Below are 15,032 nucleotides of genomic sequence, written 5' to 3' on the forward strand. Positions count from 1 at the left end.
CATTCAGGTGCGAACGGGAGTCGACGCCCCGGCCTGCGCCGCTGAACAGGCGAGCACATCGTCCGTGAGGCCGAGTCGCGTGCACAGCACGGCATGGCCGGCATCGGTCACGGTGACTATCCGGGTCGTGCTCCGGTGCACCAGCCAGGATGAGTCCAGCGCGTGTCGGAAGAGCGCCGCGCCCACTGCGCCGGCCAGGTGCGGGCGTTGTTCCGTCCAGTCCAGGCATGTACGGACATGAGGTCGCCAGGATGCGTTCGGGCGGTCGTCGGCGATACCGAGCTCGCGCAGCCAGTCCCGGCCCGTCTCGGTGAGGGCCGGTCCGTAGTCCCAGGCCAGCAGCCCGAGTTCGGTCATCGCGTCTGTGATCGCCACGGCCAGCGCGCCCGCGAGATGGTCGTAACAGATACGGGCATGCGCCAGGGCGCGGCGGCGGTTGGAATCAGTCAGCGAGCGCACCGGGGCCGGTCGGGACGGGGCCCGGGCGGCCAGCTTCTCGATCATTTCGGCGGTGTCCGCGGTCGCCAGTCGCAGCAGCCGATTCCGCCCCTGCCGCTCCTCGGCCAGGATGCCGCCCCGCACCAGCCGGTCGAGGTGCGCGCTGGCGGTGGACTGGGCGACGCCCGCGGTGCGTGCCAGCTCCGACGCGGTCCAGGCACGGCCGTCAAGCAACGCCAGACAGAACGCCGCGCGGGTACGGTCCGCCAGTAGCCCCGCGAACTCGGCGAGGTCGGGTCCGTCTGCGTAGTTCCGTCGAAGCTGGTCACCCGTACAGTCTCGCCCGGCGACAGTTCGGCCGCCGACGAAGGGTCCGGACCCTAGGGTTCCCGTCCATGACGACAGCGACACACGCGCCCTCGCACATCGCGATAACCCCGAGCATCCTCTATTTCGGTACACCAGTCGCCCTGCTGACCACCGAGAACGAGGACGGCTCTGCCAACCTGGCCCCGGTCTCCTCTGCCTGGGCGCTCGGGCAGACCGTGGTGCTCGGTCTCGGCACCGACAGCCAGACCGCAGCCAACCTCGCCACCCGGCCCGAACTCGTGATCAACCTTCCGCCGCCCGGCCTCTGGGGCGCGGTGGAGCGCCTCGCCCCGCTCACCGGAGCATCCCCGGTGCCCGCCGCCAAGCGGGCACGCGGCTACCGGTACGAGCCCGACAAGTTCGCCGCGGCCGGCCTCACACCCGTACCGTCCGAGACGGTACGCGCTCCGCGCGTCGCCGAGTGCCCGCTCCAGCTCGAGGCCCAGGTCCAGCGCAGCTCACCGGACGCGGAGGGCCACTTCCTGATCGTGGAGTGCGCGGTCGCACGCGTCCACGCCGACCGGCGCATCGTCGTGCCCGGCACCCAGCACATCGACCCCACGCTCTGGAGCCCGCTCATCTTCAACTTCCGCCACTACCAGGGCCTCGCCCCCGAACTCGGCCACTGCTTCACCTCGGAGACACCCACCGAGCGATGACGGGCACGTACGACTCGGACCGATCACCCGCAAGCGGCTGACCAGAACCTTTCGCCACGAGCATCCCGATGCTGCCCTGGCACGAGACCTGGTCAACTGTAGGAGGCGATCTTCTCGTCGAGGACGTTCATGGCCCGGCGCAGCGCCGCCACCTGCTGCTCCAGGGCGGCCCTCCGCTCGCGGAGGAAGGCGACCCGGTCCTGTGGAGAGTGTTCGGATCGCAGGATGGCGACGAACTCGCGCAAGTCCGCGATGCCGAGGCCGGCCTCTCGGAAGCAGGTGACCAGGCCGATCCGGAAGAGGTCGTCCTCGGTGTACTCTCTGCGCCCGCCGGCGGAGCGCCGGATCGGCGGCGTGTCCCGCAGTTCGCTGCGCGAGGCCGTCAGGGTCCTGCAGCAGATGCGCGTGCTCGACGTCCGGCATGGTTCAGGGACGTATGTCAGCTCTCTGGAGCCCGCCCAGCTCCTGGAGGGCATTGCCGTTAGGGGTGAGGGTCGGTGGCCACGCGGACCGGATCAACTGCTTCCGGCCCCGGTTCGCGTTCCCATCTGACGGGGTCCGAACAAGGCCACGGGCTGACGACATCGTGAGCGGCGACTCGCTCGGAGCAGGTAACACTCGTGGGCACGCTTTCCGGTGGTAGGTGGGGGCTTCCACTGCGTGGGCCGGACACAACTCACTCCGAACCGATCGAGATCATCACGCGCCTCAGGCCTACAGGTCAAGACCTCTGATGGCGACACCCGGTGCCGTCGCGCCCTCCGCGCGAGCGGGTTTCGGGCCGGGGCGATGCCCTCGTTCGCAGCCCTGGCGCCAAAACCGAGACGCTCGCGGAAGTTTCACACAATCCTCAAGTGCGTGGCGTTGTTGACGGGTTCATGGAGGGTGTGAAAATCTCGGCCCCGCCTGAGGATCTCCGACACTCCGCCTCGGGTCGCACGTGACCGACCACCATTTGCGCCGGGAAGGGCCGTCCCTCTCAACCAGCAGTGTCCCGAGCGCTCCTGATGGAGCGTCACCCCCCCCATTTCCAGCAGCATTCATCGACCGTGCCGGTCTGCCTTCCACTACCCGTGGACGTGCCGGCCGCGCTCAGCCGTGCTCTGAACCACACGAGGATTCGCATGGGCAAGATCGCCGTACTCACCAACGACCTGCAGGCCGACGTCGTCCACAAGACGCCCGAGCGGACCGCCGCCATGGCCGAGGCACAGCCCCACTTCGTCAACTTCCTGGAGGAGATGCGCCGCCGTGGACACGGCATCTACCACCTCCAGCTGGTGAATCTCCCCGACGACCCCAACGTGGAGCGGGACTTCGACGGAACGCTGCCGCTGCAGCGCGGCAGCGAGGGCGCGGCCATCCTGGAGTACTTCCTGGACCCCGCCGACACCGTCGTCGAGAAGAACAAGGACAGCGGTTTCTACGAGACCGAACTGCACGACCTGCTGCAGAAGAACGGTGTGGACACCGTGCTGGTCACCGGCCTGCAGACGCAGATCTGCGTCCAGACGACCGCCGCCGACGCGTTCTTCCGCGGCTACAACATCTGGGTCCCCTCCGACTGCGTGGTGTCCGGCGACCCCGAGGCCCGCGACCGGTCCCTCGAGTGGCTCAGCGGCTACTGCGCCACCGTCGCCACCTCCGAGGAGATCCTCGCCACGCTGGACAGCGAGGGCGAGCTGCCCCGCAAGGTCGTCAAGATCCTTCCGTAACACCTCCCTTCCACCGCGCGGACAGCGCCCCACCCCCCAACGCCCCGAAGGGAAACCCGATGACCACCCCGGCAACCGAACTCGGTGAAGTCGTCCTCGACCACGGCAGTGGCACCCAGCTCAGCCACGAACTGCTCGCGCTGATCGTGGAGACGCTCGGCGATGTCTACATCGGCGAGATGGAGGACAGCGCGATGCTGCCCATCGCCACCGGGCAGATAGCCATGACCACCGACTCGTTCGTCGTCGACCCGCCCTTCTTCGGCAACGGTGACATCGGCAAGATCGCGGTCTGCGGAACCGTCAACGACCTTGCCGTGGTGGGCTCCAAGCCGCTCTACCTCACCCTGGGCATGATCCTGGAGACGGGTCTTCCGATCGCCCGTCTGGTGCAGGTCCTCACCTCGATCCGGGAGACGGCACGAGAGGCCGGCGTCCAGATCGTCTGTGGCGACACCAAGGTCGTGCGCAAGGGTGAAGCGGACCAGATCTACCTCAACACCGCCGGGGTGGGGGTGTTCGAGCGGACTCCGCTGAGGATGCGCAACGTCAGGCCGGGTGACCGGGTGATCCTCAGCGGCCCGATCGGCAACCACACCGTGCACCTCCTCTCGATCCGTGAGGGACTGGGATTCGAGCAGCGGGTCCTGAGCGACTGCGCCCCGATCAACGGCATGCTCGACGAGCTGTTCGCCGCCGTCGACGAGGGCGACGTGCGCTCCGTGCGCGACGTCACCCGTGGAGGTCTCGCCGCGGTCCTGCACGAGTACGCGGAGGCGGTCGACCGCACCATCCGCATCGAGAAGGACGCGCTCCCGATCCAGTTCGAGACCCTCATGGCCACGGACATGCTGGGCATCGACCCGATCCACTCCGCGAACGAGGGATGCGTCTGCCTGTTCGTCGACCCCTCCGCCGAGCAGAAGGTCCTGGACGCCCTGCGCTCCCACAAGTACGGAGCCGGGGCGGTCGCCATCGGCGAGGTCACCGAGCAGGACGGCGCGCTCGTCCTGGTGCGGGACGCCGAGGGCCGCGACTCCGTGGTCGAGGAACTGCTGGGCGCCGAACTCCCGCGGCTCTGCTGAACCATGACCACCACCGAACAGGATGTGTGCGGGGGCCCTCGACGGGGTGACTCCGCCACGACCGCGAGCGGGACCGCCGGAGACCCCGGCGCGACGCCCGTACGCCGCCTCGCCCGTGTCACCGGAGTGGTCCAGGGCGTCGGATACCGGCCCTTCGTCTACAAGGCGGCACTCGCGCACGGTCTGACGGGATGGGTCCTCAACGACCCGGAGGGTGTGCTCACCGAGGTCACCGGCCCGCTCGTCGCCGTGGAGGCCTTCCTCGCGGAGCTCACCGACCAGGCGCCGCCTCAGGCGCGGGTCACCGGAGTCCACGTCGAGGAACTGCCCGTGCCGGCCGACCCGCCGGCCGAGTTCGTCATCCGGACGAGCGTGCACACGGGCAGCAAGGACACCATCGTCCCCGCCGACGGACACGTCTGCGCGGACTGCCTCGCCGAACTGCGTGACCCGGCGGACCGCCGGTACCGCTACCCCTTCATCAACTGCACCAACTGCGGGCCGCGTTACTCGATCGTGCAGGCGCTGCCGTACGACCGGGCGCAGACCACCATGGCGGACTTCACCATGTGCGCCGCCTGCGCGGGCGAGTACGGCGATCCGCTCGACCGCCGCTACCACGCCCAGCCCAACGCCTGCCCGGACTGCGGCCCCCGGCTCCTGTCGGCCGACGCCGCGGGGAACGCCCTGCGGGACGAAGACGCGCTGGCGGCCGCGGTGACGGCGCTGCGCGCCGGGAAGATCGTCGCGGTCAAGAGCGTCGGAGGCTTCCACCTGGCGGTGGACGCCCGCGACGAGGCGGCCGTGCGCGGCCTGAGAGCGGGCAAGCGCCGCGACTCCAAGCCCTTCGCCGTCATGGCGCGCGACCTGGAGACGGCGGCCGGCTTCGCCGAGATCGGACCGGCCGAGGCGGAGCTGCTCGTCTCCTCCTCGCGGCCCATCGTGCTCGCCCGCAAGAAGCCGGGCGGGCTGCCCGAAGCGATCGCACCCCGTAACCCGAACATCGGCGTGATGCTGCCCTCCGCGCCCCAGCACCATCTGCTGCTGGCCGAGGAAGGACTGGACACGCTGGTCATGACCAGCGGAAACATCTCCGGGTACCCGATCGCGTACCGCAACGAGGACGCGTTGGAGCACCTCTTCGCCATCGCGGACCTGGTCCTGTACAACGACCGCGACATCGAGACAAGGGTCGACGACTCGCTCGTACGGTGCTCCGCCCACCCGGAGCTCGACGGCCCGCTGGTCAGCTTCCTGCGCAGGGCCCGCGGCTATGCCCCGTACCCCGTCGAGGTCGGCGTCGAGCTGGCCCCGACGGTCGCCTTCGGCGCCGAGCTGAAGACCACCGTGGCGCTCTCCCGCGGCACCCGGGTCTATCTGAGCCAGCACATCGGCGACCTGAAGAACGACGAGACCTGGGAGTCCCACCAGCAGACGGCGCGCCATCTTGCCGCACTGCACGAGCTGACGCCCCTGAACGCGGCCGTCGACCTGCATCCGCAGTTCCGGGCCACGCGGCTGGCGCTGAAGGAGGAGGGCGCCGGCTACGACCGGGTCGTCCAGGTGCAGCACCACCACGCGCACATGGCCTCCTGCATGGCCGAGAACCGGCTGACCGGCCCCACCCTGGGCGTCGTGTTCGACGGGGCCGGCTACGGCCCGGACGGCACCACCTGGGGCGGCGAGTTCCTGCTGGGCGGCTACCGGGAGGCCCGCCGGGTCGCGCACCTTCGCACCGTCCCCCTGCTGGGCGGCGACCGCGCGGTGAAGGAACCGGTCAGGACCGGCTTCGCGCTGGCCCTGGACGCCCTGGGCGAACCGGAGGCGGCGGTGAGCGCCTTCCCGGTGCTCGGACGGTGGGACGAGCAGCAGCTGCACGTCTTCGCCACCATGGCCCGGCGGGGTGTCAACGCGCCGCTCGCCTCCAGCATGGGCCGGCTGTTCGACGGCGTCGCCGCGCTGCTCGACGTCACCACCCATGCCGAGTACGAGGCCCAGGGGCCGATCGAGCTGGAGGGCCTCCTCGCCAGAGACCTCTCCATGGCGGCCCCGGAACAGCGCTACCGCTTCGCGCTCGACACCACCACGGAGACCGTCGAGATCGACCCCAGGCCCGTGGTGCGGGCCCTGGCCCGCGACCTCGCCGAGGGCGTGGACCGGGCGGAGATCAGCAGACGGTTCCACTCGGGTGTCGTCGACATGGTCGTCGAGCGCTGCCGGGCCGTCCACGAGACCGAGGGCGCGGACGCCTTCGAGCAGGTGGTGCTCTCCGGCGGGGTCTTCCTCAACGAGTTCCTGCTCGTGAACTGCCTGGTGGAGCTGCGACGCGCCGGGTTCCGCGCGTACTGCCAGCAGCAGGTGCCCACCAACGACGGGGGCATCGCACTGGGTCAGATCATGGTCGCCCACGCCCGGCTCGCGGAGTCCGACGAGGAGCCGCGCGGATGAGCGGACGCGAAGGAACCGGCCAGGAGCACGTGGTGGTCCTGCACCGCTGGCGTGGCCAGCACGCCCGGTACGCCGCCTACCTCGACCACCGGGCCCACCGGGTCACCTACGTCACGACGGAGCTGGGCCGGTCCTCGGTACCCGAGGACGCGGCGGCGGTGCGGATCGTCCGCGCCACCGACGACCCCGTCGAGACGCGGGCCGCTGTCGCCGAGCTGATCGAACGGTTCGGCCCGGCGAGCCGCCTGGTGGCACTCAACGAGGGAGACCTCGACAACGCGGCCGCGCTGCGCGTCGTCTTCGGGCTGCCGGGGCAGACCCCGGCGGAGCTGGAGCGCTTCCGCGACAAGCTGACCATGGTCCGCCTGGTCGACGCCGCCGGTGTACGGGTGCCGGAGTACGCCGATGCCGACACGGCCGAGGACGTACGGGCCTTCGCCGAGCGCCACGGCTGGCCGGTGGTGGTCAAGCCACGGCGCGGCACGGCCAGCAGAGGGGTGCTTCTGCTGCACACGGAGGACGAACTCGACGCCCACGCCGGGATCTTCCTGCCGGACCGGCACGAGCCGCGCATCGTGCAGTCCTTCGTCGCCGACCCCGTCCTGCACGTCGACGGGCTCTGGACCGGCGGCGCGCTCGGCGCCTGGCGCGTCTCGCGGTACGTGAACAACTGCGAGGAGTTCACCAAGGGCAGCTTCCTGGGGTCGGTCGAGGTCGACGATCCGGAAGTCCTCGGACCGCTGGCCGACTTCACGGCCGCGGCGGCCGAGGCGCTCGGCGACGGCCTGCCCTGGGTGTTCCACATGGAGGTGTTCCTGGGCAGGGCCTCCGACGGCTCGCCCCGGCCGGTCTTCCTGGAGGCGGGGGCCCGGGTCGGGGGAGGGGAGATCCCGTTCGTCTGGCGTGAGGTGCACGGTCTCGACCTGATGTCCGCGGCCGCCGACATCCAGCTGGGGCGCACGCCGGCCGTACCCGAGGTCGATCCGGAGCCCGCCACCGGAACGGATACCCCGACCGAGGTCGCCCCGGAGCCTGCCATCGGAACGGACATCCTGGCCGCGGTCGCCCCGGAGCCCGCCGCCGGAACGGACACCCCGCCCGCGCGGGACACGGCGCGTACGGACGGGCACACGACCGCCGGCTGGCTGCTGCTGCCGCTCCCCGTCCCGCCCCCGTGCGAGGTCACGGCGGTCAGCTGGGCCGCGGGGGCCGGCGAAGACGGCCCGTACGCGCAGGTGGTGCCCGGGCCGGGCTACGTGATGCCCGCCGTGGGCGGCTACGAACACGTCGCCGCGCGGTTCCGGTTCCGCGGAGCGTCCAGTCGCTCCGTGGAGGCCGCGATCCGCAAGACCGCGGAGTCCTTCGCCATGAGCTGCCGGCCCCGGCCCCTCTGAATTCCCCCCGACGACAGAAAGTGTGAACTCCGGATGCAAGAGCGCCGACCCCGACTCGTAGTCGTGGGCAGCCGACTGAAGGCCTACCGCGAGTACGCGATGGCCTCCCTGGCCCGTGAGTACGAGATCTCCCTGGTGACCTCCCAGGAACTCACCTGGGAGAAGCCCTACGTCGCGTCCTTCCGGATCGCCGACACCACCCGCGCGGAGACCCTGCGCGAGGCGGTCGAGGAGCTGCACGCGGAAGCGGCGGAGACCGACGGGGCCGGCTCCCCGGCCGGTCTGTTCACCTGGGACGAGCTCTCGCTGATCGCCACGGCCCGGGTCGCCGAGCAGCTCGGGCTGCCCCATCTCTCCGCCGCGGCCGCCGAGGCCTGCCGGGACAAGTACACCACCAGGTCCCTCCTGGACCGGGCCGGCCTGCCCGGGGTCCGGCACCGTCTCGTGCACAGCGCCGAGGAGGCATCCGCCGCCGCGGCCGAGATCGGCTACCCGGTCGTGCTCAAGCCCCGCTCCCTCGCCGGGAGCATGGGGGTGACGCTGGTGCGTGCCGCGTCCGAACTGGCCGACGCCTACGCCCTGGTGGCGGGCACCACGTTCCCCGGCATCCGGACCGAGCAGGGCGTGCTGGTCGAGGAGTACCTGACCGGGCCGGAGATCAGCGTGGACAGCTGCGTGGTCGACGGCGAGGCGGAGCCGGTGTTCGTCGCCCGCAAGCGTCTCGGCTTCGACCCGGCCTTCGAGGAGGTCGGCCATCTGGTCGGCCCCTGGCGGCACGAGTCGTGGGCCGAGGAGGTCGACACCCTCGTCAAGGCCGCTCACCGGGCCCTGGGCATCGACCGGGGCATCACCCACACCGAGATCCGCCTGACCCCCTCCGGCTGCCGCCTCATCGAGCTCAACGGCCGGCTCGGCGGCGACCTCATCCCGTACGTCGGCACACTGGCCAGCGGCATCGACCTGACGGTCGCCGGCGCCGCGCTGGCCTCGGGCCGCACCCCGGATCTGACCTCTCGTCACGAACGGTACGCCGAGGTGCGGTTCCTCTACCCGTCGTACGACGGCGTCGTGGAACGGCTGGAGCTCGGCCGGGCGGACGAGGTCCCCGGTGTGACGGACGTGGTGCCGCTGGCCGGCCCGGGAGACGAACTCCTGCTGCCGCCGAAGGCGCTCACCCCCCGGATCGCCGCCGTCATCGCGACCGGTGACGACGAGACGACCTGCACCAACGCGCTCGACCGGGCCGAGGCCGAGATCCGGCCGGTGCTTGCCGGGTCCCCCCTCGACGGCCTCGGTGCGCTCCTGGAGAACCCGGTCACCCGGCGCTATCTGGCGACGGAGCGGGAGGCGGCGCACATGGTCGTCCCGGAGCTGCGCAACGACTGGAACAGCTACGGAGCGGGCGGCGGCAAGGCGCTGAACCGGCCGGTCTTCCTCGACTCCTCGGACCGCGTCCGGCTCGAAGCCGACCTCAACGGCCTGTTCGAGCTGCTGACCACCATCCCCGACCGGCTCTTCGACGGTGACCGCCGTGCCTTCGCCCGCGCCGTCGGCATGACGGACACCCAGGTCGACCTGGTGATGCGGGGGGCGGGCCGCCGGATGCCCGCCATGTCCCGGGCGGACATGTACCGCGAGCCGGGCGGCTTCAAGCTGATGGAGCTCAACACCGGCAGCTCCCTGGGCGGTTGGCAGATGGGCGAGTTCTCCCGCCCGGCGGACCGCAACAGGGCCTTCCAGGACTTCGCCCACAAGGAGCGCCTGACCCATCCGGACCCCATCGGGCGGATCGCCGACGTGCTGCGCGCCGAGGCCGCCGACGCCGGGTTCGAGCTGCCCGCACGCCCGGTCCTCGCCCTCACCGAATGGCCCGACGGGTACACCTACACCAAGCCGTGGCTGGACTTCGTGGTCCCCGACTGGCTCCGCCACGGCTTCGACGCCGTCGTGTGCAGCCTCGCCGAGTTCGAGTACCGCGACGGCGTCCCCCACGTCCACGGACGCAAGGTGGACGTGGTGTACCGGATCTTCCTCCCCGGGGAGATGGCCGACGAGCAGCGCAGCCGCGACCTGGTCGACCCCCTGCTCGACGCGGTCCACGCCGGACAGACCTTCCTGTTCGCCGGACTGGACTGCGAGCTGTACGGCAACAAGGGCAGCCTCGCCATGCTCAGCGACGAGCGCAACCGCGGCGCCTTCACCGACGACGAACTCGCCCTGGTGGAACGGATCCTGCCCTGGACCCGCTTCCTTCGCGACGAGGCCGTGCACCATGACGGCGACACCGTCGACCTGCTCCCGTACGCCCTGGCACACAAGGACGAACTGGCGCTCAAGCCCACGCTGCTGTACGGCGGGGTCGGCGTCATACCTGGCTGGTCGGTCAGCCAGGAGGAATGGGAGAAGCACATCAGGGGCGCGGTCGGCGGACCGTTCGTCGTCCAGGAGCGTGTGCTGCCCGTCGCCGAACGCTTCCTCGCCGAGGACGGCCTCGGCTTCGAGCGCATGGTCGTCGCCTACGGCGTGCTCATGGTCGGCGGCGCCTACTCCGGCATGCTGGTGCGCGGTACGCCCGACCCGCGGGTCGGCATCGTCAGCATGTCCAACGGGGCCCAGATCGGCTGCTGCTACCACGTCACCGACGAACCGGGAGACGAGGCGTGAACGCCGCGCGCCCCGGCGGACTGTGGCGGGACGGCGAGTTCCTCAAACTGTGGGGCGGCGAGTCGGTCTCGCTGATGGGAGCGCAGATCACCCAGCTGGCGCTCCCGCTGGCGGCGGTCTACCAGTTCCAGGCGTCGTCCACCCAGCTGGGGCTGCTCAACGCGGCCGGCTTCGCCCCCTTCCTCGGGGCGACCCTGTTCATCGGCGTCTGGGTCGACCGCCGACGCCGCAGGCCCCTCATGATCTGGAGCAACATCGGGCGCGGTCTGCTGGTGGGCAGCGTCCCGCTGTGCGCCTTCCTGGACCTGCTGACGATCGAGTACCTGTACGTCACGGCCTTGCTCGTCGGCGTGCTGACCGTGCTCTTCGACGTCTCCTACCAGTCCTACCTGCCCTCGTTCATCAAGCGGGAGCACCTGGTGGAGGGCAACAGCAAGCTCCAGGCCAGCAGCTCCCTCGCGCAGATCGGCGGGCCCGGCTTCGCCGGCCTGCTCGTCGGCTGGCTGACGGCACCGGTCGCCCTGCTCGCCAACGCCTCCTCGTACGCCGTCTCGGTGGCGAGCCTGCTGGCCATCCGACGGCCGGAGCCCGCCCCGGAGATCCCCGACGAGAAGACCTCCACCGCCCGGAGCATCGCCGAAGGGCTGCGCGTCGTGCTGCGCAACGGCTCCATCCGGGCCATCGCCCTGGAGGCCGGCACCTACAACTTCTGCTGGATGTCCCTGCAGACCGTCTTCGTGCTGTACGCGGCCCGGGAACTGGGGATGAACCCCGGCACCATCGGCCTCGTCCTGGGCGTGGGTGCCATCGGCTCGCTGGTGGGAGCGGTCGCCGCGACCTGGCTGAAGAACCGGCTGGGCCTCGGCCGGGCCGTGGTCGCCGAACTGGTGCTGTGCTGCGCGGCCCCGCTCCTCATCCCGCTGGCCCCCGGGACGGGCCCGCTGTCGTACGCCATGTACGTGACGGCCTTCGCCTGCTGCGGCATCGGCTCGACGATGTCGACCATCCACGTCGTGAGCCTGCGCCAGGCGATCACCCCGGACCGCCTGCTGGGCCGGGTGAACGCGGGCTGCCGGTTCATCGCGTGGGGGCCGCTGCCGCTCGGCGCCCTGGCCGGCGGACTCCTCGGCGACGCGATCGGCCTGCGCAACACCCTGTACGCGACGGCCTTCGGCTTCCTGACCGCACTGCTGTGGATCGTGTTCTCGCCCGTGCCCAAGCTGAAGGACTTCCCCGCCCAGCCGACCGCGGAACCGGTCGACGAAAGGGCGTGACCCGCCCCGTTCCTCCTACCGCGCGGTGGCGCCCGGCCCACACCCCCCGGGCGCCCCGCCCCGCGCAGGAGCCCTTCCCCGGCTCTCCGTCATCGCCGTAAGCCGTCCTCGTCCCCGAGCGCGGCACACCCCCCATCGCAGAGGAGATCCCCCGTGTCCACGTCCGCACCCGGACCCCTGTTCCGGACCGCAGGAACCGCCGCCGGTCTGGAGAGCGTCCGGACCCTGATGAACGCGGCCCTCGACATCCTCCAGGAAGTGTCGGCACAGCGCACCGGACCGGTGGCGGCCGGCGGCCCCGAGGGCGCCAGGGCAGCGGCCCGGGAGGCACTGACCGGCCCCCTGCTGCCGGAGGACGGCAGCGCGCCCGAGACGGTCCTGTCCGACCTGATCCGCCCGTACGCGCAGTGGTCGGCCGACCTCACCCACCCGGCCGCCCTCGCCCGCATGCAGCCGCCCCCGATCGACGCCGCCGCCGTCGCCGAACTGGTCGCCGCGGTGCTCAACCAGTCCCTCCACGCGTGGGAGAGCGGCCCCTTCGCCCTGGAGCTCGACCGCTGGGTCGTCGCCCGGCTGGCCGAGCTGGCCGGCTACGACCCCGAGGAGGCGGGAGGCACCCTCACGCCCGGCGGCAGCGTGTCCAACCTCATGGCGATGACCATGGCACGGGACACCGTCCTGGCCGAGAAGACCGGCGTGTACCCCTTCCTCGGCGGGATGCGCGCGTGCGCCGGACAGCCCGTGGTGCTCTGCCCCGCCGGTGTCCACTTCTCCATCGAGCGGGCGGTGCGCCTCCTCGGCATAGGCGAGGAGAACATCGTCACCGTCCCGGTGGACAAGGCCGGCCGGATGATCCCCGAGGAAGCCGACCGGATCCTCCGCGAGCTCCCCGAGGACCGGATCGCCGTCGCCATGGTCGCGGTGGCCGGCTCCACCGACCTCGGCATCGTCGACCCGCTGCCGGAACTGGCGGCCGTCGCCCGCCGCCACGGTGTCTGGCTGCACGCCGACGCGGCGTACGGGGCCGGAGCCCTCTTCTCCCCCCGCCTGCGCGGCCTCCTCGACGGCCTGGCCGAGGCCGACTCGATCACGGTGGACCTGCACAAGTTCGGCTGGTCCCCGGCCTCCTCGGCCGTGCTGCTGGTCCGCCGGGCCGAGACGCTGCTCTCCTTCGGCCTGCAGCCCACCACCTGCCTCAGCGCCGACGACGACACCTGCGCCGGTTTCATCGGTCTGCAGGGCAGCTCCCTGCAGACCACCCGCCGGTCCGACGCGCTGAAGATCGCGGTCACCATGCGCACCCTCGGCGCCAGGACCATGGCGGCCATGGTGGACACCTGCCACGACCTCGCGCGGTACGCGGCGGAGCGGATCGACCGCGAGGAGCGGCTCGAACTCTTCGCCGAGCCGCCGCTCACCTCGGTGCTCTTCCGCTACGTCCCGCCGCAGGGCGGCGACGCGGAGGCCGACGCGTTCAACGGGCGCCTGCGCCGCCGGCTGATGGAGGAAGGCCGCTCCCTCATCGCCCGCACGCACATCACGGGCGAGGACGGCGTCAGCCGTGTCTACCTGAAGCTGATGCTGCTGAACCCGGAGACCACCCCGGAGCAGCTCGACCACGTGCTGGACGACCTGCTCGCCGCCGCCGAGGAGCAGGAGACCGGAGAGCACGCGTGACGCCTCGCGTCACGCGCCGGGAGAGTCCAGTGGAGAGAGATCGGAAATGTCCGAGGTGAACGCCCCGCGTACGGTGCCCGCGGCCGGCTCCGGGGAGCCGGAGCCGGACCCCGTACGCGAATCCATGCAGGTGCTGCCGCGCGTGTTCGCCGCACCGCTCACCCTGCTGACCGGCCGGCCGTACGCGGGACAGCGGCCCGTCCGCCAGACGCCCACCCGGCACCTGGTGAACGCCCTCGTGTCGTGCGCCCTCGGCCTGGCCCTCAGCGTGACCGGGCTGGCGGCCGGCGGCCCGCTGCTCGTGCTGCTGGTGCCCGGCTGGGCGGCGACCCTGCACGCCGCCCGCAATCTGCGGATGATGATCTACCACCAGTGCGCCCACCAGAACATGTGGCGCAAGCGGAAGCCCGACGTACTGGTGGGCCGGCTCATCGCCGCGGCGCTCATGATCCAGGACTTCGACCGCTACAGCGCCGAACACGTCGGTGACCACCACGCCGTGCACCACATGACGACCCGGGACCCGACCGTCCAGGCCTTCCTGGTCACACTGAAGCTGCGGCCCGGCATGAGCCGTGGGCAGATGTGGCGCAGGGTGCTCGGCGTCTGTGTCGACCCCTGGTTCCACGCCCGCTTCCTGGTCGCCCGGATCCGCTCGTACTACACCTACGCCCCGCCCGCCTGGCGGGTCGGCACCACCCTGGTGTACGTGCTCGTCGCGGCGGTCGTCACAGCGCTCGGCCTCTGGGTGCCGGTCCTCGTCGCCTGGGTCCTGCCGATGACCCTGTTCTTCCAGATCAGCAACGTCTTCCGGCTCTGTGTGAAGCACAGCTTCCCGCAACCGGACCAGACCCCCCGCCGCGGCCGGGAGTACTTCGCGAGCCTCACCAACGCGATCTTCGTCGGGGAGCGCGCGCCCTCGCCGCGGCTCCCGGTGCTGCGGCGTCACGCGGCCTGGGCGCGCTGGTGGTTCCGCATGCTGTTCGTCCACTTCCCCACCCGCTACCTGGTCCTCACCGGGGACACGGTCGTGCACGACTACCACCACCGCTACCCCATGAGCCGGGAATGGGCCTCGTACCTCTTCGCCCGGGAGGAGGACCACCGGGGCGGAGCACCCGGCTGGCCCCCGTACCACGAGGTGTGGGGACTGGTCCCGGCCATCGACCACGTCCTCGACTCGCTGCGGACGGCCGATCCCGAGGAGTTCGACCCCGATCGCCTCGCCGAGGTCAACCACCGCGCCCTGTTCATGGCGTTCGAGGACTGACCGACCACACACGGGTCCGAAGGACACCGGAATCCGAGA

The 15,032-nt window shown here is 71.2% G+C and carries 11 protein-coding genes; 9 read left to right on the top strand and 2 right to left on the bottom strand.

Annotated elements, in window-relative coordinates; genetic code table 11:
• Window positions 1-3: 3 nt before the first annotated feature.
• A complete protein-coding gene (locus OG361_RS33440) occupies window positions 4-708 on the bottom strand; it encodes an ArsR/SmtB family transcription factor (RefSeq protein ID WP_405862584.1) in 705 nt (234 codons plus the stop codon).
• Window positions 709-833: 125 nt separating this feature from the next.
• On the opposite strand from OG361_RS33440, the gene OG361_RS33445 reads away from it, so the two are divergent.
• A complete protein-coding gene (locus tag OG361_RS33445; RefSeq protein WP_405859509.1) occupies window positions 834-1,466 on the top strand; it encodes a flavin reductase family protein in 633 nt (210 codons plus the stop codon).
• A 92-nt stretch (window positions 1,467-1,558) separates the two neighbouring features.
• Here the strand turns inward: OG361_RS33445 and OG361_RS33450 are convergent, their stop codons facing one another.
• The gene (locus OG361_RS33450) at window positions 1,559-1,942 is read right to left on the bottom strand and encodes a MerR family DNA-binding protein (RefSeq protein WP_405859511.1); all 384 of its coding nucleotides are present in this window, start codon (window positions 1,940-1,942) and stop codon (window positions 1,559-1,561) included.
• Between the two features lie 648 nt (window positions 1,943-2,590).
• On the opposite strand from OG361_RS33450, the gene OG361_RS33455 reads away from it, so the two are divergent.
• The 8 genes from OG361_RS33455 (at window position 2,591) to OG361_RS33490 (ending at window position 14,993) form a co-directional block, all read left to right on the top strand.
• Complete coding sequence (locus tag OG361_RS33455) at window positions 2,591-3,181, top strand: cysteine hydrolase (protein WP_405859512.1); 591 nt, start codon at window positions 2,591-2,593, stop codon at window positions 3,179-3,181.
• 59 nt (window positions 3,182-3,240) lie between these two features.
• The gene (hypE, locus tag OG361_RS33460; RefSeq protein ID WP_405859513.1) at window positions 3,241-4,266 is read left to right on the top strand and encodes a hydrogenase expression/formation protein HypE; all 1,026 of its coding nucleotides are present in this window, start codon (window positions 3,241-3,243) and stop codon (window positions 4,264-4,266) included.
• 3 nt (window positions 4,267-4,269) lie between these two features.
• Window positions 4,270-6,714 (top strand): carbamoyltransferase HypF, encoded by a 2,445-nt coding sequence (gene hypF, locus OG361_RS33465; RefSeq protein ID WP_405859515.1) that lies wholly within the window; start codon window positions 4,270-4,272, stop codon window positions 6,712-6,714.
• On the top strand, window positions 6,711-8,108 hold the full coding sequence (locus OG361_RS33470; protein WP_405859517.1) for an acetyl-CoA carboxylase biotin carboxylase subunit family protein: 1,398 nt from the start codon (window positions 6,711-6,713) through the stop codon (window positions 8,106-8,108). The genes hypF and OG361_RS33470 overlap by 4 nt, the downstream gene beginning before the upstream one ends.
• Window positions 8,109-8,171: 63 nt before the next feature.
• The gene (locus OG361_RS33475; RefSeq protein WP_405859519.1) at window positions 8,172-10,772 is read left to right on the top strand and encodes an ATP-grasp domain-containing protein; all 2,601 of its coding nucleotides are present in this window, start codon (window positions 8,172-8,174) and stop codon (window positions 10,770-10,772) included.
• Window positions 10,769-12,046 (top strand): MFS transporter, encoded by a 1,278-nt coding sequence (locus tag OG361_RS33480; RefSeq protein WP_405859520.1) that lies wholly within the window; start codon window positions 10,769-10,771, stop codon window positions 12,044-12,046. The genes OG361_RS33475 and OG361_RS33480 overlap by 4 nt, the downstream gene beginning before the upstream one ends.
• A gap of 153 nt (window positions 12,047-12,199) precedes the next feature.
• Complete coding sequence (locus OG361_RS33485; RefSeq protein ID WP_405859522.1) at window positions 12,200-13,723, top strand: pyridoxal phosphate-dependent decarboxylase family protein; 1,524 nt, start codon at window positions 12,200-12,202, stop codon at window positions 13,721-13,723.
• A 46-nt stretch (window positions 13,724-13,769) separates the two neighbouring features.
• Complete coding sequence (locus OG361_RS33490; RefSeq protein WP_405859524.1) at window positions 13,770-14,993, top strand: fatty acid desaturase; 1,224 nt, start codon at window positions 13,770-13,772, stop codon at window positions 14,991-14,993.
• Window positions 14,994-15,032: the final 39 nt, after the last annotated feature.

It is taken from the genome of Streptomyces sp. NBC_00090 (genome assembly GCF_045160815.1).
Classification (GTDB): domain Bacteria; phylum Actinomycetota; class Actinomycetes; order Streptomycetales; family Streptomycetaceae; genus Streptomyces.

Coding starts and splice junctions, on each gene's coding strand:
- OG361_RS33445 (WP_405859509.1), top strand. CDS start 834: ATGACGACAGCGACACACGCGCCCTCGCACATCGCGATAACCCCGAGC.
- OG361_RS33450 (WP_405859511.1), bottom strand. CDS start 1,942: ATGCCCTCCAGGAGCTGGGCGGGCTCCAGAGAGCTGACATACGTCCCT.
- OG361_RS33455 (WP_405859512.1), top strand. CDS start 2,591: ATGGGCAAGATCGCCGTACTCACCAACGACCTGCAGGCCGACGTCGTC.
- hypE (WP_405859513.1), top strand. CDS start 3,241: ATGACCACCCCGGCAACCGAACTCGGTGAAGTCGTCCTCGACCACGGC.
- hypF (WP_405859515.1), top strand. CDS start 4,270: ATGACCACCACCGAACAGGATGTGTGCGGGGGCCCTCGACGGGGTGAC.
- OG361_RS33470 (WP_405859517.1), top strand. CDS start 6,711: ATGAGCGGACGCGAAGGAACCGGCCAGGAGCACGTGGTGGTCCTGCAC.
- OG361_RS33490 (WP_405859524.1), top strand. CDS start 13,770: ATGTCCGAGGTGAACGCCCCGCGTACGGTGCCCGCGGCCGGCTCCGGG.